At 68.5% G+C, this 20163-nt stretch carries 20 protein-coding genes; 12 read left to right on the forward strand and 8 right to left on the reverse strand.

The genetic code is table 11. The features are described from left to right. Positions 1 to 56: 56 nt before the first annotated feature. The 3 genes from H8R02_RS02245 to H8R02_RS02255 are packed head-to-tail and all read left to right on the forward strand — an operon-like array spanning position 57 to position 3273. Positions 57 to 809, forward strand: a complete 753-nt coding sequence (locus H8R02_RS02245; RefSeq protein WP_187079711.1) for a metallophosphoesterase family protein — start codon at positions 57 to 59, stop codon at positions 807 to 809. Further along, a complete protein-coding gene (locus H8R02_RS02250; RefSeq protein WP_187079712.1) occupies positions 806 to 2245 on the forward strand; it encodes a serine/threonine protein kinase in 1440 nt (479 codons plus the stop codon). The genes H8R02_RS02245 and H8R02_RS02250 overlap by 4 nt, the downstream gene beginning before the upstream one ends. A 26-nt stretch (positions 2246 to 2271) precedes the next feature. Further along, the gene (locus tag H8R02_RS02255) at positions 2272 to 3273 is read left to right on the forward strand and encodes a serine/threonine protein kinase (protein WP_187079713.1); all 1002 of its coding nucleotides are present in this window, start codon (positions 2272 to 2274) and stop codon (positions 3271 to 3273) included. Here H8R02_RS02255 and H8R02_RS02260 read toward each other — a convergent pair whose 3' ends face one another. After that, on the reverse strand, positions 3274 to 4146 hold the full coding sequence (locus H8R02_RS02260) for a fumarylacetoacetate hydrolase family protein (RefSeq protein WP_187079714.1): 873 nt from the start codon (positions 4144 to 4146) through the stop codon (positions 3274 to 3276). 79 nt (positions 4147 to 4225) lie between these two features. On the opposite strand from H8R02_RS02260, the gene H8R02_RS02265 reads away from it, so the two are divergent. The 3 genes from H8R02_RS02265 to H8R02_RS02275 are packed head-to-tail and all read left to right on the forward strand — an operon-like array spanning position 4226 to position 6859. Beyond that, complete coding sequence (locus H8R02_RS02265) at positions 4226 to 5194, forward strand: tripartite tricarboxylate transporter substrate binding protein (protein WP_187079715.1); 969 nt, start codon at positions 4226 to 4228, stop codon at positions 5192 to 5194. A gap of 22 nt (positions 5195 to 5216) precedes the next feature. Beyond that, on the forward strand, positions 5217 to 6188 hold the full coding sequence (locus tag H8R02_RS02270; RefSeq protein ID WP_187079716.1) for a tripartite tricarboxylate transporter substrate binding protein: 972 nt from the start codon (positions 5217 to 5219) through the stop codon (positions 6186 to 6188). After that, a complete protein-coding gene (locus H8R02_RS02275) occupies positions 6185 to 6859 on the forward strand; it encodes a molybdate ABC transporter substrate-binding protein (RefSeq protein ID WP_187079717.1) in 675 nt (224 codons plus the stop codon). Before H8R02_RS02270 ends, H8R02_RS02275 begins: the two co-directional genes overlap by 4 nt. A gap of 89 nt (positions 6860 to 6948) precedes the next feature. Here H8R02_RS02275 and htpG read toward each other — a convergent pair whose 3' ends face one another. Continuing rightward, complete coding sequence (gene htpG / locus H8R02_RS02280; protein WP_187079718.1) at positions 6949 to 8832, reverse strand: molecular chaperone HtpG; 1884 nt, start codon at positions 8830 to 8832, stop codon at positions 6949 to 6951. Between the two features lie 169 nt (positions 8833 to 9001). Between htpG and H8R02_RS02285 the strand changes: the two genes are divergently transcribed. Beyond that, entirely contained in the window at positions 9002 to 9250 is a 249-nt protein-coding gene (locus H8R02_RS02285; RefSeq protein WP_187079719.1) for a hypothetical protein, read from the forward strand. Between the two features lie 58 nt (positions 9251 to 9308). On the opposite strand, the gene H8R02_RS02290 is transcribed toward H8R02_RS02285, so the two are convergent. The 3 genes from H8R02_RS02290 to H8R02_RS02300 all read right to left on the reverse strand — a co-directional run bounded on the left by H8R02_RS02290 (position 9309) and on the right by H8R02_RS02300 (position 11757). Continuing rightward, positions 9309 to 9599, reverse strand: a complete 291-nt coding sequence (locus H8R02_RS02290) for a DUF4148 domain-containing protein (RefSeq protein ID WP_187079720.1) — start codon at positions 9597 to 9599, stop codon at positions 9309 to 9311. Positions 9600 to 9745: 146 nt separating this feature from the next. Next, positions 9746 to 11095, reverse strand: coding sequence for a sensor histidine kinase (locus H8R02_RS02295; protein ID WP_187079721.1), 1350 nt, complete (start codon positions 11093 to 11095; stop codon positions 9746 to 9748). Beyond that, on the reverse strand, positions 11092 to 11757 hold the full coding sequence (locus H8R02_RS02300; protein ID WP_187079722.1) for a response regulator: 666 nt from the start codon (positions 11755 to 11757) through the stop codon (positions 11092 to 11094). Before H8R02_RS02300 ends, H8R02_RS02295 begins: the two co-directional genes overlap by 4 nt. Before the next feature lie 305 nt (positions 11758 to 12062). On the opposite strand from H8R02_RS02300, the gene H8R02_RS02305 reads away from it, so the two are divergent. From H8R02_RS02305 to H8R02_RS02325, 5 genes are read left to right on the forward strand one after another with little or no spacing between them, the layout of a single operon-like run. Beyond that, positions 12063 to 12524 carry a hypothetical protein gene (locus tag H8R02_RS02305; RefSeq protein ID WP_187079723.1) on the forward strand — a complete coding sequence of 154 codons (462 nt, stop codon included), beginning with the start codon at positions 12063 to 12065 and terminating at the stop codon, positions 12522 to 12524. A 19-nt stretch (positions 12525 to 12543) separates the two neighbouring features. Then, on the forward strand, positions 12544 to 13485 hold the full coding sequence (locus tag H8R02_RS02310) for a hypothetical protein (RefSeq protein ID WP_187079724.1): 942 nt from the start codon (positions 12544 to 12546) through the stop codon (positions 13483 to 13485). A gap of 2 nt (positions 13486 to 13487) precedes the next feature. Next, positions 13488 to 14216, forward strand: coding sequence for a fimbrial biogenesis chaperone (locus H8R02_RS02315; protein WP_187079725.1), 729 nt, complete (start codon positions 13488 to 13490; stop codon positions 14214 to 14216). 10 nt (positions 14217 to 14226) lie between these two features. Further along, positions 14227 to 16605, forward strand: a complete 2379-nt coding sequence (locus H8R02_RS02320) for a fimbria/pilus outer membrane usher protein (RefSeq protein ID WP_187079726.1) — start codon at positions 14227 to 14229, stop codon at positions 16603 to 16605. Between the two features lie 4 nt (positions 16606 to 16609). Then, on the forward strand, positions 16610 to 17479 hold the full coding sequence (locus H8R02_RS02325; protein ID WP_187079727.1) for a spore coat protein U domain-containing protein: 870 nt from the start codon (positions 16610 to 16612) through the stop codon (positions 17477 to 17479). 10 nt (positions 17480 to 17489) lie between these two features. Here the strand turns inward: H8R02_RS02325 and H8R02_RS02330 are convergent, their stop codons facing one another. From H8R02_RS02330 to H8R02_RS02340, 3 genes are read right to left on the reverse strand one after another with little or no spacing between them, the layout of a single operon-like run. Beyond that, the gene (locus H8R02_RS02330; RefSeq protein WP_187079728.1) at positions 17490 to 18500 is read right to left on the reverse strand and encodes an ABC transporter substrate-binding protein; all 1011 of its coding nucleotides are present in this window, start codon (positions 18498 to 18500) and stop codon (positions 17490 to 17492) included. 3 nt (positions 18501 to 18503) lie between these two features. After that, positions 18504 to 19271: a pseudouridine synthase gene (locus H8R02_RS02335; RefSeq protein WP_187079729.1), complete on the reverse strand. Its 768-nt coding sequence runs from the start codon at positions 19269 to 19271 to the stop codon at positions 18504 to 18506. A gap of 58 nt (positions 19272 to 19329) precedes the next feature. Beyond that, complete coding sequence (locus H8R02_RS02340) at positions 19330 to 20079, reverse strand: Crp/Fnr family transcriptional regulator (RefSeq protein ID WP_187079730.1); 750 nt, start codon at positions 20077 to 20079, stop codon at positions 19330 to 19332. Positions 20080 to 20163: the final 84 nt, after the last annotated feature.

The raw sequence follows: 20163 nt of genomic DNA on the forward strand, positions 1-20163 counted from the left end.
AAGGCGCGGCGGCGCCGTGCTTTTCTTCGCCCGGCCGCTCGGCGATGATGCCGGGCATGAAGCTGGCCCTGCTCTCCGACCTGCACGCCAACCTGCGCGCCGTGCAAGCCTGTGTCGCGCACGCGCGCGACGCGGGCGCGACACAGTTTGCCGTGCTGGGCGATATCGTGGGCTACGGGGCCGAGCCTGGCGCCGTCGTCGACGAAGTGATGCAGCTCGCCGCCCAGGGCGCCATCGTCCTGCGCGGCAACCACGACGACGCGGCCGTCACGCCGCCCGCGCACGCGAAGAACCTGGAAGGCGCCAGCGCGAAGTGGACGCACCGCGAGCTCACCGCCGCGCAGCGCGGCTACCTCTCCTCGCTGCCGCTCACGCAGCGCATCGGCGGCTCGTTGCTCGTGCACGCGAGCGCGCATGAGCCCGCCCGCTGGAACTACGTCGACAACCCGCACAGCGCCGCGCGCTGCCTCGAGGCCGCGGCGCAGTTCGAGGACGTCACCGAAGTCTTCTGCGGCCACGTGCACGAGCAGCGCATGTTCTACCGCGGCCGCGGGCGTGACCCGATGCCCTTCGTGCCCGTCACGGCCGCGCCGGCCTGCGTGCCCGCCACCCGCAGCTGGGTGGCGACCGTGGGCTCGGTGGGGCAGCCGCGCGACGGCGACCCGCGCGCGATGTACGCGCTGTTTGACACGGCGCAATCGCGCCTCGTTTTCCACCGCGTACCTTACGACCACACCGCCGCGGCCGAGGCCGTGCTGCGCGCGGGCCTGCCGGACTCGTTCGCCCGGCGCCTGCAGGAGGGCAGATGACGTTGCTGGCCGAGGGAAGCGAAATCGACGGGTTCGTCGTGCGCGGCTTGCTGCATGCCGGCGGCATGGCGCACGTCTATGCCGTGTCGTACGCGAACGGCCGGCCCGACCCGGGTTTCGCGATGGCGATGAAGGTGCCGCGCATGGCCGGCGGCGACGGCGCCGAGAACATCGTGGGTTTCGAGGTGGAGCACCAGATGCTGCGGGTGCTGGACGGCACGCACGTGCCGCGATTCGTCGCCGCGGGCGACATCCACCGCGTGCCCTACCTCGTGATGGAACTCGTGCCCGGCCGCAGCCTGCAGCAGGTGATCGACGACAAGCGCGCGCTGGGCCAGCCGTTCTCCGTCGACCAGATCGCCGGGCTCGGCAACGCGATGGCGATTGCCGCGCACAGCCTGCACAAGCAGAACGCGGTGCACCTGGACCTCAAGCCCGGCAACGTCCTGCTCAAGCCCGACGGCGACGCGGTGCTGCTGGACTTCGGCCTGAGCTGGCACGCGCACCACCCGGATTTGCTGGCCGAGGAAATGCGGCTGGCCGTCGGCTCGCCGGCGTGGATCGCGCCGGAGCAGATCGTCGGGATCCGCGGCGACCCGCGCAGCGACATCTTCGCCATCGGCGTGATCCTCTACGAGCTCGCGACCGGCGAGCTGCCCTTCGGCGAGCCGCAGACGCAGGGCGGCCTGCGCCAGCGGCTGTGGATGAGCCCGCCGCCGCCGCGCGCACTGCGCCCCGACCTGCCGCCATGGCTGCAGCAGGTGATCATGAAGTGCCTGCATCCCGAGGCGGCGCAGCGCTACCAGTCCGCGGCCCTGCTTGCGTTCGACCTCGCGCATCCCGACCAGGTGGAAGTGACCGGGGACGGCCTGCGCACCTCCGGGCCGAAGTGGACGACGCAGCTGAGGCGCTGGATCAAGGCCGCCGGCATGCATTACCAGCCGAGCCCGCTGCCCGCGGCGCGGCTCGACGACGTGCCCATCGTGATGGTCGCGGTGCCGCACCACGACGTGACCGACGCGACGCTCTATGCGCTGCGCCAGGCCGTCGGTCGCTCGCTCGGCATCCGGCCGGGCGCGCGGCTCGCGTGCGTGACCGTGATCGACCCTGTGACCGACACCACCGAGACGACGGAGACGCAGGTGCACCGCTGGCACCTCGACCGCTTGCGGCGCTGGGCCGCGGGGCTGGACCTGCACGGCCACCAGGTGTCGTTCCACGTCCTCGAATCGGGCGACGTCGCGGCCGCGCTGCTCGCCTATGCCGAGGGCAACAACGTGAGCCTGCTCGTGCTGGGCAGCGCCACGCATGGGCTCGCCATGCAGCGGCTCGTGGCGACCGTGCCGGTCAAGGTTGCGATGCATGCGCCGTGCAGCGTGCTGCTCGTCAAGCAGGCCGCGCCGTTTGCGCAGCTGGGGCGCGAAGCGGCGGCGTGACGCTCATGTGACGGTCACAATGGCGAATGCCCGATTCGCTGCGCCATCCGTATGACTCGCTGACTCCCGACGTGGTGATGGACGCGCTTTCGAGCGTGGGCCTGTACGGCGATGGCCGCCTGCTGGCACTGGGTTCGTACGAGAACCGCGTCTACCAGGTCCATCTCGAAGACGCGTTCGAGGGGCACGACATCGTCGTGGCCAAGTTCTATCGCCCGAGCCGCTGGAGCGATGCGCAGGTCGAGGAAGAGCATGCCTTTGCGGCGGAGCTGGTGCAGGCCGAGGTGCCCGCCGTTGCGCCGCTCGTGGTGCAAGGCGCGACGCTGCACCGGCATGCGGGCTTCTCTTTCAGCGTGAGCCCGCGCCGCGGCGGGCGGCGGCCCGAGCTGGACGACTTCGAGGTGCTGGAGTGGATCGGCCGCTTCCTCGCACGGTTGCACATCACGGGTGCCGCGAAGCCGTTCGCGACGCGCCCCGCGCTCGACGTGCAAAGCTTCGGCGAGGAGCCGCGCGACTGGCTGCTCACGCACGACGGGATCCCGCTGGAGGTGGAGGGCGAGTGGTCGAAGCGCTGCAACGAAGCGCTGGCGGCTGTGCGCGCCGCGTTCTCGACAGTTGGCGACGTCCGCAGCATCCGCCTGCACGGCGACTGCCATCCGGGCAACATCCTGTGGACACCGGACGAAGGGCCGCACTTCGTCGACCTCGACGACGCGCGCATGGGGCCGGCGGTGCAGGACATGTGGATGCTGCTCTCGGGCGAGCGGCCGCAGCGGCAGAACCAGCTCGGCGCGCTGGTGGACGGTTACGAGCAGATGCGCGAGTTCGACCGACGCGAGCTCGCGCTCATCGAGCCATTGCGCACCTTGCGTCTGATCCACTACAGCGCGTGGCTGGCACGGCGCTGGGACGACCCGGCATTTCCGGCGGCGTTCCCGTGGTTCGGCACCGCCGACTACTGGCGCGGGCAGGTGCACATGCTCGAGGAGCAGCTCGAGGCGATGGAGGAGCCGCCCCTCGTGGCGTGATCAGCGCACCGGGTTCTCGATGACCCCGATGCCGTCGATCTCGATGCGCACCACGTCGCCGGCCTTGAGGTACTTCGGCGGCTTGAAGCCGATGCCCACACCGACGGGCGTGCCGGTCGCGATGATGTCGCCCGGGTAGAGCGTGATGCCCGCCGAGATCGTCTCGACCAGCGTCGGGATGTCGAAGATGAAGTCCTTCGTCGTGGCGTCCTGGCGCTTCTCGCCGTTGACCCACAGGCGCACGCCGGTGTCGGTGCCGTCGCACTCGTCGGCGCTCACGATCCACGGCCCCATCGGGCAGAAGGTGTCGAAGGACTTGCCGAGCAGCCACTGCGAATGGCGGCCCTGCCAGTCGCGCGCGGTGACGTCGTTCACGATCGTGTAGCCCCACACATGCTTCAGCGCGTCGGCCTTCGGGATGCCCTTGCCGCCCTTGCCGATGACCACGGCGAGTTCGGCCTCGTAGTCGATGGCCTCGGACGCCGCGGGCATCTGGATGGCATCGAACGGGCCGACCACGCACTCGGGCACCTTGGAGAAGACGATCGGGTGCGCGGGGATGTCGCCGCCGGACATGGCGCTGCTGTCGAAGCCGCTGCCCGCGAACTCCTTCGCATGCGCGTGGTAGTTCTTGCCGACGCAGAAGATGTTGCGGCGCGGGCGCGGGATGGGCGCGGTGAGCTGCACGCTCTCCAGCGGGATCGCGGCGCCGGGCGTCGGGAGCGCCTCGCCACGCGCGGCACGCTCGATGAGCGGCAGCGCGCCGAGGGCCAGCTCAGCCGCGGGAAGGTCGAAGGGCTGCACCGACTTGCCGTCGGCCGAAACGAGGCCGACGCCGGGGTTGCCGGCGCGGCGGTAGGCTGCAATTCTCATGGGGAAAACTCTCTTTCGCTCGCGGGCGTGACGCTGGATGCTTAGCATGCTAACAAATCGTCCGCCCAGGAGAATCAGAATGTATCGCCGTTGCCTGCTCGCCGCCGGGCTCGCCCTCGTTGCCGCCACCTCTGCCATCGCACAGGGCGCGTACCCCAGCAAGCCCATCAACATGATCGTGCCCTTCCCGCCCGGCGGGCTGGCCGACATCGTGGGGCGCCCCGTCGCCGAAGCCATGGCGCGCGACCTCGGCCAGCCGGTCGTCATCGAGAACAAGCCCGGCGCCGGCGGAGGCATCGGCATGGGCCTGGCGGCCAAGGCGCCGCCGGACGGGTACACCGTGCTGCTGTCGCTGTCGTCGTTCAGCGTCATCCCCGAGGCGGACGCGATCGTCGGCCGCGCGCCGATGTACGCGATCAACGCGCTCAAGCCCATCGCGCGCTTCACCGCGGACCCGACCGTGCTGGCCGTGCGCGCGGATGCGCCGTGGAAGACGGTGAAGGAGTTCGTCGAGTACGCGAAAGCCAACCCCGGCAAGATCAACTACGGCTCCTCCGGCAACTACGGCACGATGCACGTGCCCATGGAGATCCTCGCGCAGCAGGCCGGCATCAAGCTCACGCACGTGCCCTACACCGGCGCGGGCCCGGCCGTCGTCGCATTGCTTGGCGGCCAGATCGACGCCATCTCCTCCGGGCCGGCCACCGTGCTGCAGCAGGTGAAGGCGGGCAAGCTGCGCGTGCTCGCGCACTGGGGCAACGCGAAGCTGCAGACGCTGCCGGACGTGCCGTCGCTGCACGAAGCCGGCTACAACGCGGAGTACGCGCAGTGGTCGGGCCTGTTCGTGCCGGCCGCGACGCCGGAGCCGATCGTGCAGCGCCTGCGCGCCGCCGCGCGCGCCGCCGCGAACGACCCGAAGGTGAAGGAAGTCATCCTCAACGCCGGCAGCCCCGTGCTGTACCAGGACACGCCGGACTTCGAGAAGTACGTGCAGGCCGACGTGCGCCGGATGGCGGAGGTCGTCAAGAAGATCGGCAAGGTCGAGTGAGCATCCGCTGAAGGAGGCGAACATGCAGCGTGTCGTCCGCACCCTCGCCGCCGTCGCCGCCGTCACCGCGCTCGCGGCCGGCACGGCATTCGCGCAGGCCTGGCCCAACAAGCCGGTGAAGATCGTCGTGCCCTTCGCGGCCGGCGGGCCCGCGGACAACTACGCGCGCTTCCTCGCGCAGCGCTTGCCCGATGCGCTGGGCCAGCCCTTCGTGGTGGAGAACCGTCCCGGCGCGGGCGCGGTGATCGGCACCGAAGCTGTCGCCAAGTCACCGGCCGACGGCTACACGCTGCTGCTGATGTCGAACACGCACACCGTCAACGAGACGCTCGTGCCGAACAAGCCCTACCACCTCACGCGCGACTTCGTTGGCGTGGCGCCGATCAACTATTCGGACCTCGTGCTGGTGGCGCATCCGTCGGTCACTGCTGCCAACGTGCAGCAACTGGTGAAGGCCGCGAAGGACAGGCCGGGCAAGCTGAACTACGCGTCGTCGGGCACCGGCACGCCGTACCACATGGCCGGCGAGCTGTTCAAGGCAATGAGCGGCACGTTCATCGTGCACGTGCCGTACAAGACCAGCAGCGGCGCGCGCACCGACGTCATCGGCGGGCAGGTGGACTTCATGTTCGACGCCGTGACAACGATGGCCGAGCAGGTGAAGGCGGGCAAGGTGAAGGCGATCGCCACCACGGGTCTCAAGCGCTCCGCGGTGTTGCCGGACGTGCCGACGGTCGACGAGTCGGGCGTGCCGAAATACGAGGCGACGATCTGGCTCGGCGTGCTCGCGCCGAAGGGCACGCCCGCTGCCGTCGTGCAACGGCTGAACGAAGCGATCTCGAAGATCACAGGCCAGGCCGAGGTGCAGCAGGCTTGGGCGAAGCAGGGTGCGACCGCGATGGTGATGACGCCGGCTGTGTTCGACAAGTACATCCAGGATGACATCGCCAAGTGGGAGAAGGTCATCAAGTCCGCGAACATCAAACCCGAATGAGCGAACCGGTTCGAATCATCAGCGGCGGGGCCGCACAAGGGCTTGTGAGAGCGTTGCAGTTGCCGGTGGAAGGCCACTTCGGCGCCGTCGGTGCGATGAAGGACAAGCTGCTGGGCGGCGAGCCTTGCGACATCCTCATCCTCACCGAAGCGCTCATCCGCGAGCTCGAAGCGGCCGGCCACGTGCGCGCCGGCAGTGCGCGCGCGATCGGCAAGGTGGAAACGGGCGTGGCGCTGAAGGAACGCGCGGCGACGCGCAGCATCGCGTCGGGCGTCGAGCTGAAGCAGTTGCTGGAAAGCGCCAGCGAGATCTACTTTCCCGACCCGGCCAAGGCGACGGCGGGCATCCACTTCATGAAGGTGCTGACGGCGCTCGGGCTCGCGGAAACGCACGCGAGCCGCTTCCGCACGTTCCCGAATGGGGCCACGGCGATGGGCGAGCTGGCGAAGTCCGGTGCAGCCGATGCGGTGGGCTGCACGCAGGTGACCGAGATCCTGATCACGCCGGGCGTCCAGCTGATCGGCCTTTTGCCGGCCCCGTATTCACTCGCGACAACGTATACGGCGGCCGTGCCAACGAAGGCGACACAGCCGGACAAGGCGCGCGAGCTGATCGAACGGATGTGCGCCGCCGAAACTGCTTCGGCGCGCAAGCTTGCAGGCTTTGCGTAAAGGTTGTCATGCCGGGCTCGACCCGGCATCCATGTTGGCATGGCAGTACGCCAACATGGACCCCGGGTCGAGCCCGGGGTGACAACCGATCAGGCGAGCAGCGCGTTCACGCGCTTGACGTAAGCCGCGGGATCTTCCGGCAAACCACCCTCCGCCAGCAACGCCTGGTCGAACAGGATGTGCGCCAGGTCGTGAAAGCTCGGCGACGCATCGAGCTTCTTCACCAGCGGATGCTCCGCGTTCACCTCCAGGATCGGCTTCACTTCCGGCGCCTTCTGCCCCATCTGCTTGAGCAGTCGATTGAGCTGCAGGCTCATGCCGCCCTCGCTCACCACCAGGCACGCCGGTGAGTCGACAAGACGCGTGGTGACGCGCACGTCCGAAGCCTTGTCCTTCAGCGCCTCCTTCAGCTTCGCGAGCAGCGGCTTGAACGCCTCCGCAGCCTCCTCGGCGGCTTTCTTCTCCGTCTCGTCCTGCAGCTTGCCCAGGTCCACCGCGCCGCGCGCGACCGACTGCATCGGCGTGCCGTCGAACTCGTGCAGGTAGTTCAGCGCCCACTCGTCCACGCGGTCCGTCATCAGCAGCACCTCGATGCCCTTCTTGCGGAACACCTCCAGCTGCGGGCTGTTGCGCGCCCCGGCCGCCGTCTCGGCGGTGATGTAGTAGATCGCCTCCTGGCCTTCCTTCATGCGCGCCTTGTAGTCGGCGAGGGACACGGACACCGTGTCCGTCGTGGTGCTCGCGAACCGCAGCAGCTTGGCGAGCCGCTCGGTGTTGCCGAAGTCCTCGGCCAGCCCTTCCTTCAGCACCGCGCCGAACTCGGCCCAGAACTTCGCGTAGTCCTCGGGCTTGTTGGCGGCCAGGTCCTCCAGCATCGACAGCACGCGGCGCGTGTTGCCCTCGCGGATCGACTTCACGTCCCGGCTTTCCTGCAGCAGCTCGCGGCTCACGTTCAGCGGCAGGTCGGCGGAGTCGACCACGCCCTTGACGAAGCGCATGTAGAGCGGCAGCAGCGCCTGCGCGTCGTCCATGATGAACACGCGCCTGACGTACAGCTTCACGCCGTGCGGCTTGTCGCGGTTCCACAGGTCGAAGGGCGCATGCGCGGGCACGTACAGCAGTTGCGTGTAGTCGGTGCTGCCCTCGACGCGGTTGTGCGACCACGCGAGCGGGTCCTGCTGGTCGTGCGCGATGGTCTTGTAGAACTCCTTGTACTGCTCGTCGGTGATGTCCTTCTTCGGGCGGGACCACAGCGCGCTGGCCTTGTTGACCGTCTCCCATTCGTCCGTGACCACCATCTCGCCGGGCTTGCCCTCCTCGCCTTCCTTCCACTCCTCCTTGCGCATCAGGATGGGCAGCGAGATGTGGTCGGAGTACTTGCCGATGATGGACTTGAGCTTCCAGTTGGAGAGGTAATCGGCCGCGTCCTCGCGCAGGTGCAGCGTGACGCTGGTGCCGCGCTTCTCGCGCGTGATGGCCTCCACCTCGAAGTCGCCCGTGCCGCCGCTCACCCAGCGCACGCCCTCTTCGGGCTTGAGCCCCGCGCGGCGCGATTCCACGGTGATCTTGTCGGCCACGATGAAGCCGGAGTAGAAGCCGACGCCGAACTGGCCGATCAGCTGCGCATCGGCCTTCTGGTCGCCCGAGAGCCGGTTCATGAACTCGCGCGTGCCGCTCTTGGCGATGGTGCCGAGGTTCTCGATGGCCTCCTTTTCCGACAGGCCGATACCGTTGTCGGTGATGGTGAGCGTGCGGGCGGCCTTGTCGAACTCGACGCGCACTTCGAGGTTGGGCGCGTCCTCATAAAGCGCGGCCTCGGCGAGCGCCTCGAAGCGCAGCTTGTCGCACGCGTCCGAAGCGTTGGAGACCAGCTCGCGGATGAAGATGTCCTTGTTGGAGTACAGCGAGTGCGTGACGAGGTGCAGCAGCTGCGCGACTTCGGCCTGGAAGGAAAGGGTCTGTTTCTGGCTCATGGTGTCAATTTGCGGGTTAACCCGGATCTTCGCGGCTGTCACGAAGGCAGGGTGGACGTGACAAATCTAACGCGCCCGGGTTCTTTGACGGCCGAAGTAGGGTCGGGCGGGCTGGACTTCAAGTGACAAGTGGTTACAGTACAGCGACAGAGGATTCCGCCTTAAACCCATGGACTTCAATTCGCTCCCGATCGAAACCTTCGCGTTCGACGCCGCCTGCGTCGCCGCCGGGCCGATCGGCACGTCCTGCACCCTCACCCTGCACCTGCCGGCGGCCGCGCAGGCCCGCTCCCCGGGCGAGCGCCCGATGGGAAGCGTGGTGAAGATCGAGGTGGACGGCAAGCCCGTGGCCAACGACACCGTGCCGCGCGCGCCGCTGCCGATCGCGCGGCCGGCGCTGCTGACGCTCACGTTCTGAACCGGTTGCCCAAAAGAAAAAGCCCCGCGATGCGGGGCTTTTTCTTTTCCGGAGGCGCTCAGATGGACGCTTCGCCAGACGGGATCTTGCCCAGGCGCAGGGCTTCGGCGGCCTGGGCGCGAACGGCCTTGGCGTCCACCGTGGACTTCAGCGGGGCGGCGACGCGCGAGCCGGCGGGCTCGGTGCTGCGGGTGGCGCTCACCGTGGCCGCTTCGGCCATCACTTCGGCGCGGGTGCGCTGGCCCTGGAACTGGACGGCGAACTGGGACGCATCGGCTTCGTCGGCGCGGGCGACACCCGTGAAGGCGGCGGCGAGGGCGGCAACGGCGAGGAGGGACTTGGCATTCATGGCAGGACCTTTCAGTGAGTTCAGGGTTGGCAATCGGTTTTTCTTCCGGTGCCGCCTCGCTTTCGACTGCGAGGCATCACCGTGATCTCACTGTAGGCAACCGTATTTAGCTGTCCCTTAGGACTGTCTTAGCTGGGGATTAGGGATCACGCGGGCTCGACGCGCGCGATCAGCCCGCTGCGGTCGCCGCGATTGCGCAGCGTCACGCGCAGGCCGCAGCGCTCGGCCGCCGACTGCGCGATCGCGAGGCCCAGGCCGCTGCCCGGCGCGCCGGTGCCCGGCACGCGGTAGAAGCGGTCGAACACGCGCGGCAGCATGTCCTGCGGGATGCCGGGGCCGGTGTCCACCACTTCCAGCGCGGGGCGGCCCGACTCCGTGAGCAGCTTCACGTCCACCACGCCGCCTTCGGGCGTGTAGCGCAAGGCGTTTTCGATCAGGTTGTCGATCACGCTGCGCAAGTCGCCCGGTGCGCACTTCAGCGGCACGGGGGACGCGGGGCTCGCTTCGCTCACGCCGAGGTCGATGCTGCGCTGGTCCGCCAGCGCGATGAGCGCGCCGATGCTCTCGCGCACCTGCGCGTGCAGGTCCACGCTGGCGCGCGGCTCCGCGGCCGCCGGCTCCTGGTCGGCACGGGTCATCTTCATCATCTGGTCGACCATCCGGGAGGCACGTTGCACGCCGTGTTCGAGCTGGCCGAAGCTCTCCTTGCACGAGCCGGGCGGCAGGTCGCGGCGCAGGTTCTCCAGCTGCAGCGACAGCGCCGTGAGCGGCGTGCGCAGCTCGTGCGCCGCGTCCTGCACGAAGCGCCGCTTGGCCTCGAACGAGTCCCGCAATCGCGTGAGGAGGCCGTTGAACGACACCACCAGCGGCTTGATCTCGTAGGGCACCCTGTCGAGCGACAGCTCCTTGATCGAATGGAACTCCTGCGTCTCGGCCTGTTTGCCGATGTCGCGGACCGCGAGCGAAACCGCACGGGCGACGCTCCACAGCACCAGGATCGACAGCGGCAGCAGGATCAGCACCGGCGCGATCGCCGAGCCGGCCCTCTCCGCGGCGATCTGCGCGCGGAACTTGCCGCTCTGGAGCACCTGCACCGTGCGGCCGCCGGGGTGCTGGTGCACGTACACGCGCCACTGCGCGTCGTCGAAGCGGATGTCGTGCAGCCCCGGCTGGTAGAGCATGGACACCTTCAGCTGCGGCCACGAGGTGGCGAGCAGTTGCCCGTTGGCATCGTAGACCTGGGTGACGTAGGCGCCCCACTTGTGCACGCGCTCGGCGTTCACCGCGGGCGGCGCGACGATGTCCTCGCGCGCGCCGATCGATTGGGCGAGCTGCTCCATCTGGTCGTCCATGAACGCGCCGACCATGCGGCCGTACGTCCAGTAGGAGAACACCGCCGAAGCCAGCGCCACCAGCAGGAACATCGGCACGAGCCACATCATCAGGGCGCGCCGGATCGAGCACATGGGCCCGTTGGGGAAGACGTGGACTTTCATGATGCGGTGGCGGCGATGCGCCAGCCGAGGCCGCGCACGTTGCGGATGGTGTCGGGGCCGAGCTTGCGGCGCATGCCGTGGATGAGGACGTCGACGGCATTGCTGCTGACCTCCTCGCCCCAGCCGTAGATACGGTTTTCCAGCTGTTCGCGCGAGAGGATCGCGCCAGGTCGCTCCAGCAGCGCATGGAGCAAGGCGAATTCGCGCGCGGACAGCTGCGAGCGGTTGCCCTGCACGACGACCTCGCGCGTGGTCAGGTCCAGCTGCACCTCGTTGTTGCCGATGACCGAGTGCGCGCTGCCGTCGCGGCGGCGGATGATGGCGCGCATGCGGGCGAGCAGCTCGCGCAGCTCGTAGGGCTTGACCAGGTAGTCGTCGGCACCGAGGTCGAGGCCGCCGACGCGGTCGTCGACGCCGTCGCGGGCCGTGAGCACGAGCACGGGCGTGGTGTCGCCGAGCGACCGCGCCTTGCGCAGCACCTCCACGCCATCCATCTTGGGCAGGCCAAGGTCCAGCAGCACGCACGCATAGTCGCCGTCCGCCAGCGCGCTTTGCGCCAGCAGCCCGTCCTTCACCCAGTCCACGGACCAGCCCTGCGAGCCCAGGGCTTCGCGCAGGCTGTGCCCGATCATCTCGTCGTCCTCGACCAGCAGTACTCGCATGCCGAGAGCTTAGGGAAAAACTGTTAGGGGATCGTTAGCGGATATCCGGCCAAAACGGGGCGACGAGCGGCCCGAGGCGCCGCCGGTCGGCAGGTGCCGACCGGTTGTCGCAATTCGGTCGCGACGAATGTCATGGAACCCGTAACCAGAAGTGACAAATCCATCACGGAACGGCCGGGTTTGAGCTAACTCATTGATTTTGCGTCACAGAAATCATTGCAAAACGTTACTGGCTTGACTACAGTTCGGCCACGTTAGGCAATTTGCTTAAGCCCCGACACCCAATTTCCTTACCAGGAGACCCCGTGAAAAAGCTCATCCTCTCTTCGATGCTCGCTTTCGCCGCCATGATGACCGCCCAGTCGCAAGCAGCGACGACCGCCAACATCGCCGTGCCCGTCCAGGTCACGCTCACGCCCCTGTGCGTGCTGACCGCGCCGTCCACCATCGCGATCGCGTACACCTCGTTCGCCGCCTCGAACAACGCGTCCCAGAACGGCGCGGTCAAGTGCACGAACAGCCGCCCCTACAAGCTGTCCTGGGACAGCACGACCGACACGGTCACGACCACGCCTTCGGCCATCACGTCCAGCGTCGGCATCAGCTACACGCTGTCGATCACGGCCGGCGCCACCGGTACCGGCGACGGCAACGACGCAGCATTCACGGTGCGTGCCACGACGACCGGCAACGAGGCCGGCACCTGCGCGACGGGCGGCAGCTGCGTCGGCACGGTCCAGAACACCACGCTTTACGTCCACTATTGATCCGAGGTAGCGTGCGGTGATGGCCGGTTCCATCCGATCCGAAAAGCGTCGTCGTGACGCGCACCGCCCGCCGAACCGGGGGCGCCTCGGCGCCCCCAGGCTGCTCCTGGGGCTGCTCCTCGTTGCCGCATCGGCGGTGACCGCGGCCGCCACCTCGAGCGGCTTTGTCTCCGTACGCATCATCCTCACGATGGCACCCGCAGGCAGCGGCGGGTCCCTCCCGCCCGCGGGCGGGGGCGGCGGCGTCCCTGGCGGCAGCACCGGGGAATCCCCGGGGACGCCCACGGGCCCGGTTGCCCCGACAACTCCCACGACCCCGGTGACGCAGGGCGGCGGAACCGACACCGGCTCGGTCACGCCCGGTACCGGCACCGGCACACCCGGCACCGGAACTGGCGGCGGCGCCGTGACGCCGCCCTTTGCGGGCGGCTCCGGCGGCAACGTTCCAGTCGTCACGCCGCCTTCGCCCCCGGTCGCGGGTGGCGGTTCGACGCCTTCCGTCCCCGTCGCAGGCAGCTCCTGCACCAGCCTGTCGCAAGGCGGCGGCAACTCCGCGGCGTCGGTGCGGGTGGCGTGCACGACGAACCAGTTCGTGACGATCCGCCCGCTCGACAGCACGATGGTCGCCGGCTACAGCGAGAACTACCGGATCCAGTTCGGCGCGGAGCCTTCGCGCGGCAGTACACCGGAAAGCACCGGCGACGACATGTCCACGACCGGGCCCCAGGCGCTGCCGGGTACGCAGGTGGTTGGCGTGAACGGGTCCGGCATTGCTAACGGCACCAACGGCACGAACGGCATGGGGGCGCCCGCGGCGGCGCGAGGCGAGCAGGTCGCCACCAACAACATCACGCTGGTTCGCGGTACTGCAGGCTCGAACGGCCGCGGCGGCAGCCTCACGGTCGTGAAGATCGAGAACCTCGGTACGGATGGGCTGCTGGAAATATTGGTAAGCTTCTGAGCATGACTGTCCGCAAACTGGTCCGGCCGGCCGTTGTCGCAGCCCTTCTCGCCGGCACCATCGGGCAGGCCCTTGCGGGCGCGTTCACCGTCACGCCGGTGCGCATCTACATGACACCGCGCGACCGCGCGGTCGCCCTCACGATCACCAACGAAGGCGACAGCGAGCTCGTCATCCAGGCCGACATCAACGTCTGGAGCCAGGACGCCCAGGGCCGCGACCGGCTCGAACTCACCGAGGACCTGATCCTCGCCCCGCCGATCGTCAAGCTCGCGCCGAACAGCCGCCAGGTCGTTCGCCTGGCGCTCGCCAAGCCCGCCGACGCTTCGCGCCAACTGACCTACCGCATGATCGTGCGCGAAGTACCCGAAGCGCTTGCGCCCAAGGACAACACCGTCCAGGTGCCGATCTCGCTGGCGCTCAGCCTGCCCGTCTTCATCACGCCGCCCACCGCGAAGCACGAGCTGCATTGCGAGCTCCAGCGCAAGGGTCCCAGGGCGGTGGACACCGTGTGCCGCAATTCCGGCAATGCGTACATCCAGGTCCTCGAAGTCGCGCTGCAGCGCGGCGACGCCGTGCTGGCGAAGGGGGACCCGGGGACGTACATCCTGCCGAACGCGCAAAGGTCACTGCCGCTCTCGGCCGCCGCGGACATCGCACCGGGGCCGGCTCGCGTGAGGCTCGTTCTGGACGACGGCAAGACGCAGCTCATCGACCTCGCGGTCCCTTGAGGTTCGCCCGATGCGGCTGGGACGGCCCACCCTTCGTTCGCTCACCGTGCTGCTGCTGGCCCTCGCCGGGCCCGGCGCGGCACTGGCGCAGACGCCCGAGGCCAGCGCTTCGCCGGCGCGCCCCCGCGAGCGGCTGATCCCCTTCGAAGTCACCATCAACGCGACGCCCGGCGGCTCGTGGGTCCTGCTAGAGCGCGAAGGCAACCTCTATGCGCCCACGGAGGCCATCGACGAGTGGCGCCTCACGCGGCGCGGCGGCGTGACGCCGTATGTCTACCGGGGCAAGCAGTGGTTTCCGCTGAGCGCGCTGCCGGGGTTCGAAGTGAAGATGAACCTCGCCACGCAGTCGCTCGACCTGTCCTTCTCGCCGACTGCGTTCATCCAGAGCCGCGTCACCGAGCCCACCCCCGCGGAGCGCGCGAAGACGGTGCCCGCGGAACCCGCACTGTTCCTCAACTTCGACACCAACCTCTCCTACAACAAGAGCAACGGCACCCGCGCGCAGCAGGACCTCGGCGTCCTGGGCGAAGTGGGTTGGTCGAGCAACTGGGGAGTGCTGACGACGAGTTTCGTGGGACGGCATCTCGACGGGTCCGACCCGGCGCAGCCGCGCTCGTTCCACCGGCTGGAGACCGTCTTCACCCACAACTTCGTGAGCTCCGGCCTGACCTTGCGTGCCGGCGACTCGTCGACCCGCACGGGCATCGTGCTGCGGCCGACCTACTTCGGTGGCGTGGAGATCGGCCGCAACTTCGGCCTTGCGCCGGGGTTCATTTCGAGGCCGGTCCCGGTCATCGGCGGCACCGCTGCAGCGCCGAGCACGGTGGAACTCTACGTGAACGACGCGCTGCGGCAGACCTCGCGTGTCCCCGTCGGCCCCTTCGTCATCGACAACTACCCGCTCCTGACGGGGTCGGGGCAGGCCCGGATCGTCGTGCGCGACGTCCTCGGCCGCGAGAGCGTGGTCGTGCAGTCCTTCTTCAGCACCAACAGCATGCTGGAGGAGGGCCTGTCGGACTGGCACCTCTCCGCGGGCGCCGTGCGGCGCGACATCGGCAGCGAGTCCGACCGGTACGACGAGAAGTTCGCCGGCGCGTTGTGGCGATACGGTTTCTCCAAGCAGCTCACGCTCGACGCGAACGCGCAACTGGGCCGCGACCGGCAGGTTGCAGCCGCCGGTGTCGTCGCCGGCCTGCCGCTGCAGATGGTCGGGCTGCTGGGCGTCGCGGGCAGCCGGCACCAGGCCGGCTCGGCGGGGCAGCGCTGGGTCCTCGGGCTGGAGCACAGCAGCCTGCGCCATGGCGTCTCGCTCAACTACACGGCGTCCTCGCGGGGTTTCACGGAGTTCGCGCTGGAGCCGGGCGCGCTGCCAAATGCGAAGGAGATGTCGGCCAGCTACTCGTATGGCGATGCACGCTTCGGGTCGGTGGGGCTCGGCTTCGCACGCATCGTGCCCTACGACAAGGAGCCGTTCACGACCTACAGCGTGAACTACTCCATCCAGTTCGCCAACAAGTGGTCGCTGAACGTGAGCGCGACCCACGTGAAGGGGACCGGCGGCGGCACGTCGGTCAGCACCAGCCTGGCGATTCCGCTGGACGACCGCGTGACCGCACTCGGTGTCGCCACCGCGCGCACGGGTTCGTTCGAGGGCTTCGCGACTGCCAGCAAGGCGGTCGGGCCGGAGGGTGGGTTCGGCTGGCGCGTCCTCGGCGGCACGCGCTCGAGCGGCGCCTATGCGGAGGGCGGCGTCTCGCACGAGGGGTCGCGCCTGCGCACGAGCGCCGAGGCGAGCGTCTCGAAGGATTTCCAGGCGCTGCGGCTGGGCGCCGAAGGCTCGCTGGTCTTCATGGGCGGCAGCCTGTTCGCGACGCGGCGGCTGCAGAGCAGTTTCGCGCTCGTGGAGATCCCCGGTTACCCGAACGTGGGCGTCGGCCTGCACGGCCGGGTGCAGGCGCGCACGGACAGCGAGGGCAAGGCGCTGCTGCCCGGCCTGATGCCTTTCACGCCCAACAGCATCCAGATCGACCCGAAGGAACTGCCGATCAGCGCCGAGATCGACAACATCGAACAGGTCGTCATCCCGCCCGAGCGCAGCGGCGTGCGCGTGACGTTCCCGGTGCGCAGCGGGCGCGGCGCGCTCATCAAGATCGTGTTCGACGACGGCGAGCCGGCTCCTGCGGGGGCGGAGATCGAGATCGTCGGCGACAAGGCCGAGTTCTTCGTGGCCAGGCGCGGCGAAGCGTTCGTCACGGGCCTGCAGGAGCGCAACGAACTGCGGTTGAAGTGGAAGGGAGCCAGCTGCAGTTTCGCCGTGCAACTCCCCAAGGGCGAGGTCGACGAGATCGCGCGGGTGGGGCCGCTCACGTGCCCCGGCATCAAGAGGTGAACAAATGAAGAAGATCATTCGTTGGGCAGTCGCGCTGTCGCTCGCGTTCGCCGCGTCCGCCGCGAGTGCCGCAATCAGCTGCAGCTCGATCACGGGCAGCGCTTCGGCGACGGTGACCAACGTGTTCGCGGGCGGCAACATCGACGTGTCCGGCGCGATCAGCTTCACCTGCACGCGCGCCGCGGGCGACCCGAAATTCCCCGCCACGTTCTATATCGGGACCTCCGGTACCAACGGTTCGCGCAACCTCTCCAACGGCGGCAACACGCTGGCCTACCAGCTGTTCACGGCCTACCCCGGCTGCAGCGCCGCATGGCAGAACACGGGCACGGACATCTCGGTCGCCAACAGCCTCACGGCAGGCGGCGACCGCACCACGAGCTTCAGCAACATTCCGTTCTGCCTGCGCGTGACGCCGGCCAACACGACGAAACCGCTCGTGTTCTCGGCCTCCGAGACGCTCACGATCCGCTCCGCCAGCGGCGGCGGCACGAGCTACGGAACCGGAACCTTGTCGGTGTCGGGCACGGTCAATGCGCTGTGCCTCACGACGACCGGCAACACGCTGCTGTTCAACTACACGTCGTTCCAGTCGAGCGCGCAACCCGGAACGAACGGGACCTTCGTCGTGCAGTGCACGAACACCACGTCGTTTTCCCTCTCGCTGGACGCCGTGACCGGCACGGCCGCAGGGCTCACCTACAACCTGGGCCTCACGAGCGTCGGCACGCAGAACCTGAACAGCCAGTCGGGCACGGGCAACACGGTCACCTACCAGGTTCCAGGGTCGATCCCCGCGGGCCAGGCCGGAACATGCGCAACCGGTGCGACCTGCGTGGGCAACGACTCGCGGACGGTGACGATCACCTACTGACCGCACCGCCTCACCGCGGCTGCGACTCCACTTCCTTCACCCACCGGTCGATCAGCCGCTTGCGCTCGGCCGCCTTGCCGTACTTCTCGAAGTCGTACTTGATCAGGCGCACGTTGTCCATGTCGGGGATGCGCGGGTCCAGCTGGGTGAGCCGGTTGGCCGGCACCTGCAGGCTGTTGGCCTTGCCGCCGATGGCCTGGCCCTCGGGGCTCATGAGCCAGTCGTAGTACTTGCGCGCCGGCTCCTTGTTGCGCGCGCCCTTGACCAGCGCGATGCCGCCGACCTCGTAGCCCGTGCCTTCGCAAGGCGCCGCCGAACCGACCGGGAACTTGTTGGTCAGCCGCTCGTTGTCGAAGCCGAAGATGAAACTCACGCCGATGGCCACTTCCCCCTTGGCCACGTTGCGCGCCTGCGCCTGGCCGCTGCGGGTGTACTGCGTGGTGTTCTTGTGCAGCTTCTTCAGGTAATCGAAGGCGGCGTCCTCGCCCATGAGCTGCACGAGCCCCGCGAGGATGGTGTAGCCGGTGCCGCTGCTGCCGGGGTGCGACATCTCGATGTCGCCTTTGTAGCGCGGGTCGAGCAGGTCCTTCCAGCACTTGGGCGCCGGCAGTTTCTTCTTCTTCAGCAGGTTCTCGTTCCAGCCGAAGCCGATGGCGCTGGTGTAGAAGCCGCCCACCTGCCCCTGCGTCATGCCGTACTGGCGCACGGCCCACATGTGCAGCTGGTTCATGTTGGGCGGCTTGTAGGTGTCCAGCAGGTTCTCCTCGGCGGCCTGCAGGTAGGGGTCGCCGGTGCCGCCCCACCACAAGTCGGTCTTGGGGTTGGCGGACTCCGCGCGGATCTGCGCCAGGGCCTCACCCGTGGGCTTGTGCGTCTGCTGCACCTTGATGCCGGTGGCCTTGGTGAACTCCTTCGCCGCGAGCTCGCACCAGGGCTGGTCGGTGCTGCAGATGGCGTTGACCACACCTTGTGCGTGGGCCGCCGTGGCACAAAGGGCGATGGCTGCGATCCAGTACTTCATGGTTCAGAACCTTTCATTCGGCGCAAGATAGCGCCATTGTCCCTGCGGCAAGTGCCCGAGCACAACGCCCCCGATGCGCACGCGCTTCAATCCCATCACCTTCAACCCCACCGTTTCGCACATTCGGCGGATCTGCCGCTTGCGCCCTTCCTTCAGCACGAAGCGCAGCTGCTCGGGGTTCTGCCAGTCCACCTTGGCGGGCTTGAGCTCGCGGCCGTCCAGGCTGAGCCCGTGGCGCAGGCGCACGAGCTCGGTGCCCGGGAAGGCATGCTGCACGTCCTCGAACGTGTGGCCGTAGCTCACTCGCACGAGGTACTCCTTCTCGACGCTCGAATCCTCGCCGATCAACTGCCGCGCGATGCGGCCGTCCTGCGTCAGCACCAGCAGGCCGGTGGAGTCGATGTCCAGACGCCCCGCGGGCGCCAGCCCCCTCAGGTGCGCGGGCGAAAAGCGCATGTGCGTCGGGTCGCCCTTCCAGTGGTTGCGCGGCTGCACCAGCGTCACCGCAGGCTCGTAGCCATCCTCGGCCTGCCCGCTCACGTAGCCCACCGGCTTGTGCAGCAGGATGGTCACCTGTTGCTGCTGCTGGCCCTGCGCCTTGCGGTCCACCTCGATGCGCGCGCCGGGCAGCACCTGCTGCCCCATGACGGCCACTTCGCCGTTGACCCGCACCCAGCCCTTGGCGATCCAGTCGTCGGCCTCGCGGCGCGAGCACAGGCCGAGTTCGGCCATGCGCTTGTTCAGGCGGACGGTGCTGCCCTCCTCCGTCATTCGGAAACCTCCGCGCTGCGCGCTGCGGTGCGAGCCGCTTCGGGCGGCCGTGCGCGGCTCATGCCACGGCACGCGGAGTGGTTGCGGCGGGCACGGCGGGCCGCTGGCCGGTGGTGGTGCGAAGGCCCTCGAGGTCCAGCACGCGCAGGCCGCCGTACTCGACGCGGATGCAGCCTTGCGCCTGCAGCACGGCGAGCGCCTCGTTCACGCGCTGGCGCGAGAGCCCCACGAGGTAAGCCAGCTCCTGCTGCGTGATGCGCAGCACCTGGCCGACGCCCGGGTAGAGCACCGGGTTGAAAAGCGATGCAAGGCTGCGCGCCACGCGCAGGTCGGGGTTGTTCATTCGGTCGATTTCGCGCGCGGCAATGAATTGGCCGAGCCGCTCGTTGAGCTGGTTCATCACGAACCGGTTGAAGCCGATGGAGTGGTCCAGCAGCCAGTGGAAGGTGTCGACGGGCAGGCCCGCGACGACGCTCTTGCGCAGCGCCTGGATGTTGTAGCGGTAGGTTTCGCGCTTGAGGGCCGTGCCCTCGCCGAACCAGCCGCCCGGCGGCACGCCGGTGAAGGTCATGGTCTGGCCTTCCTCGTTGCCGCTGCTCATCTTGAGCAGGCCTTCGACGACGCCGAACCAGTAGGTGACGGGCCGGCCCACGCGGCAGACGTAGTCGCCCGGCAAGGCATCGCCCACCTTGATCGCATCGGCTGCACGCTGGTACTCCGCCGGCTGCAGCACGCGCAGCCACGGCACGCCCGCGAGCTCGTCGGCTGTCGGGTCGCGGCGTCGCTGGTGAAGCGTGAGCTCTGTCATCGGCACGTCATTTCGTCAGGCTCGGGTCAGGCCCTACTAGGACCTTCCCTAGGATTGTCGGCGCAAAGACAACATGGCGTCAAA

The sequence above is a fragment of the Ramlibacter albus genome (assembly GCF_014297445.1).
GTDB lineage: Bacteria > Pseudomonadota > Gammaproteobacteria > Burkholderiales > Burkholderiaceae_C > Ramlibacter > Ramlibacter albus.

What these genes read in the sequence shown, in the direction of transcription:
- H8R02_RS02295 (WP_187079721.1), bottom strand. Translation starts at nt 11,095, where the DNA reads ATGAAAGTCCACGTCTTCCCCAACGGGCCCATGTGCTCGATCCGGCGC.
- H8R02_RS02275 (WP_187079717.1), top strand. Translation starts at nt 6,185, where the DNA reads ATGAGCGAACCGGTTCGAATCATCAGCGGCGGGGCCGCACAAGGGCTT.
- H8R02_RS02245 (WP_187079711.1), top strand. Translation starts at nt 57, where the DNA reads ATGAAGCTGGCCCTGCTCTCCGACCTGCACGCCAACCTGCGCGCCGTG.
- H8R02_RS02300 (WP_187079722.1), bottom strand. Translation starts at nt 11,757, where the DNA reads ATGCGAGTACTGCTGGTCGAGGACGACGAGATGATCGGGCACAGCCTG.
- H8R02_RS02250 (WP_187079712.1), top strand. Translation starts at nt 806, where the DNA reads ATGACGTTGCTGGCCGAGGGAAGCGAAATCGACGGGTTCGTCGTGCGC.
- H8R02_RS02315 (WP_187079725.1), top strand. Translation starts at nt 13,488, where the DNA reads ATGACTGTCCGCAAACTGGTCCGGCCGGCCGTTGTCGCAGCCCTTCTC.
- H8R02_RS02260 (WP_187079714.1), bottom strand. Translation starts at nt 4,146, where the DNA reads ATGAGAATTGCAGCCTACCGCCGCGCCGGCAACCCCGGCGTCGGCCTC.
- htpG (WP_187079718.1), bottom strand. Translation starts at nt 8,832, where the DNA reads ATGAGCCAGAAACAGACCCTTTCCTTCCAGGCCGAAGTCGCGCAGCTG.
- H8R02_RS02335 (WP_187079729.1), bottom strand. Translation starts at nt 19,271, where the DNA reads ATGACGGAGGAGGGCAGCACCGTCCGCCTGAACAAGCGCATGGCCGAA.
- H8R02_RS02285 (WP_187079719.1), top strand. Translation starts at nt 9,002, where the DNA reads ATGGACTTCAATTCGCTCCCGATCGAAACCTTCGCGTTCGACGCCGCC.
- H8R02_RS02255 (WP_187079713.1), top strand. Translation starts at nt 2,272, where the DNA reads ATGCCCGATTCGCTGCGCCATCCGTATGACTCGCTGACTCCCGACGTG.
- H8R02_RS02310 (WP_187079724.1), top strand. Translation starts at nt 12,544, where the DNA reads ATGGCCGGTTCCATCCGATCCGAAAAGCGTCGTCGTGACGCGCACCGC.
- H8R02_RS02290 (WP_187079720.1), bottom strand. Translation starts at nt 9,599, where the DNA reads ATGAATGCCAAGTCCCTCCTCGCCGTTGCCGCCCTCGCCGCCGCCTTC.
- H8R02_RS02320 (WP_187079726.1), top strand. Translation starts at nt 14,227, where the DNA reads ATGCGGCTGGGACGGCCCACCCTTCGTTCGCTCACCGTGCTGCTGCTG.
- H8R02_RS02325 (WP_187079727.1), top strand. Translation starts at nt 16,610, where the DNA reads ATGAAGAAGATCATTCGTTGGGCAGTCGCGCTGTCGCTCGCGTTCGCC.
- H8R02_RS02330 (WP_187079728.1), bottom strand. Translation starts at nt 18,500, where the DNA reads ATGAAGTACTGGATCGCAGCCATCGCCCTTTGTGCCACGGCGGCCCAC.
- H8R02_RS02340 (WP_187079730.1), bottom strand. Translation starts at nt 20,079, where the DNA reads ATGACAGAGCTCACGCTTCACCAGCGACGCCGCGACCCGACAGCCGAC.
- H8R02_RS02270 (WP_187079716.1), top strand. Translation starts at nt 5,217, where the DNA reads ATGCAGCGTGTCGTCCGCACCCTCGCCGCCGTCGCCGCCGTCACCGCG.
- H8R02_RS02265 (WP_187079715.1), top strand. Translation starts at nt 4,226, where the DNA reads ATGTATCGCCGTTGCCTGCTCGCCGCCGGGCTCGCCCTCGTTGCCGCC.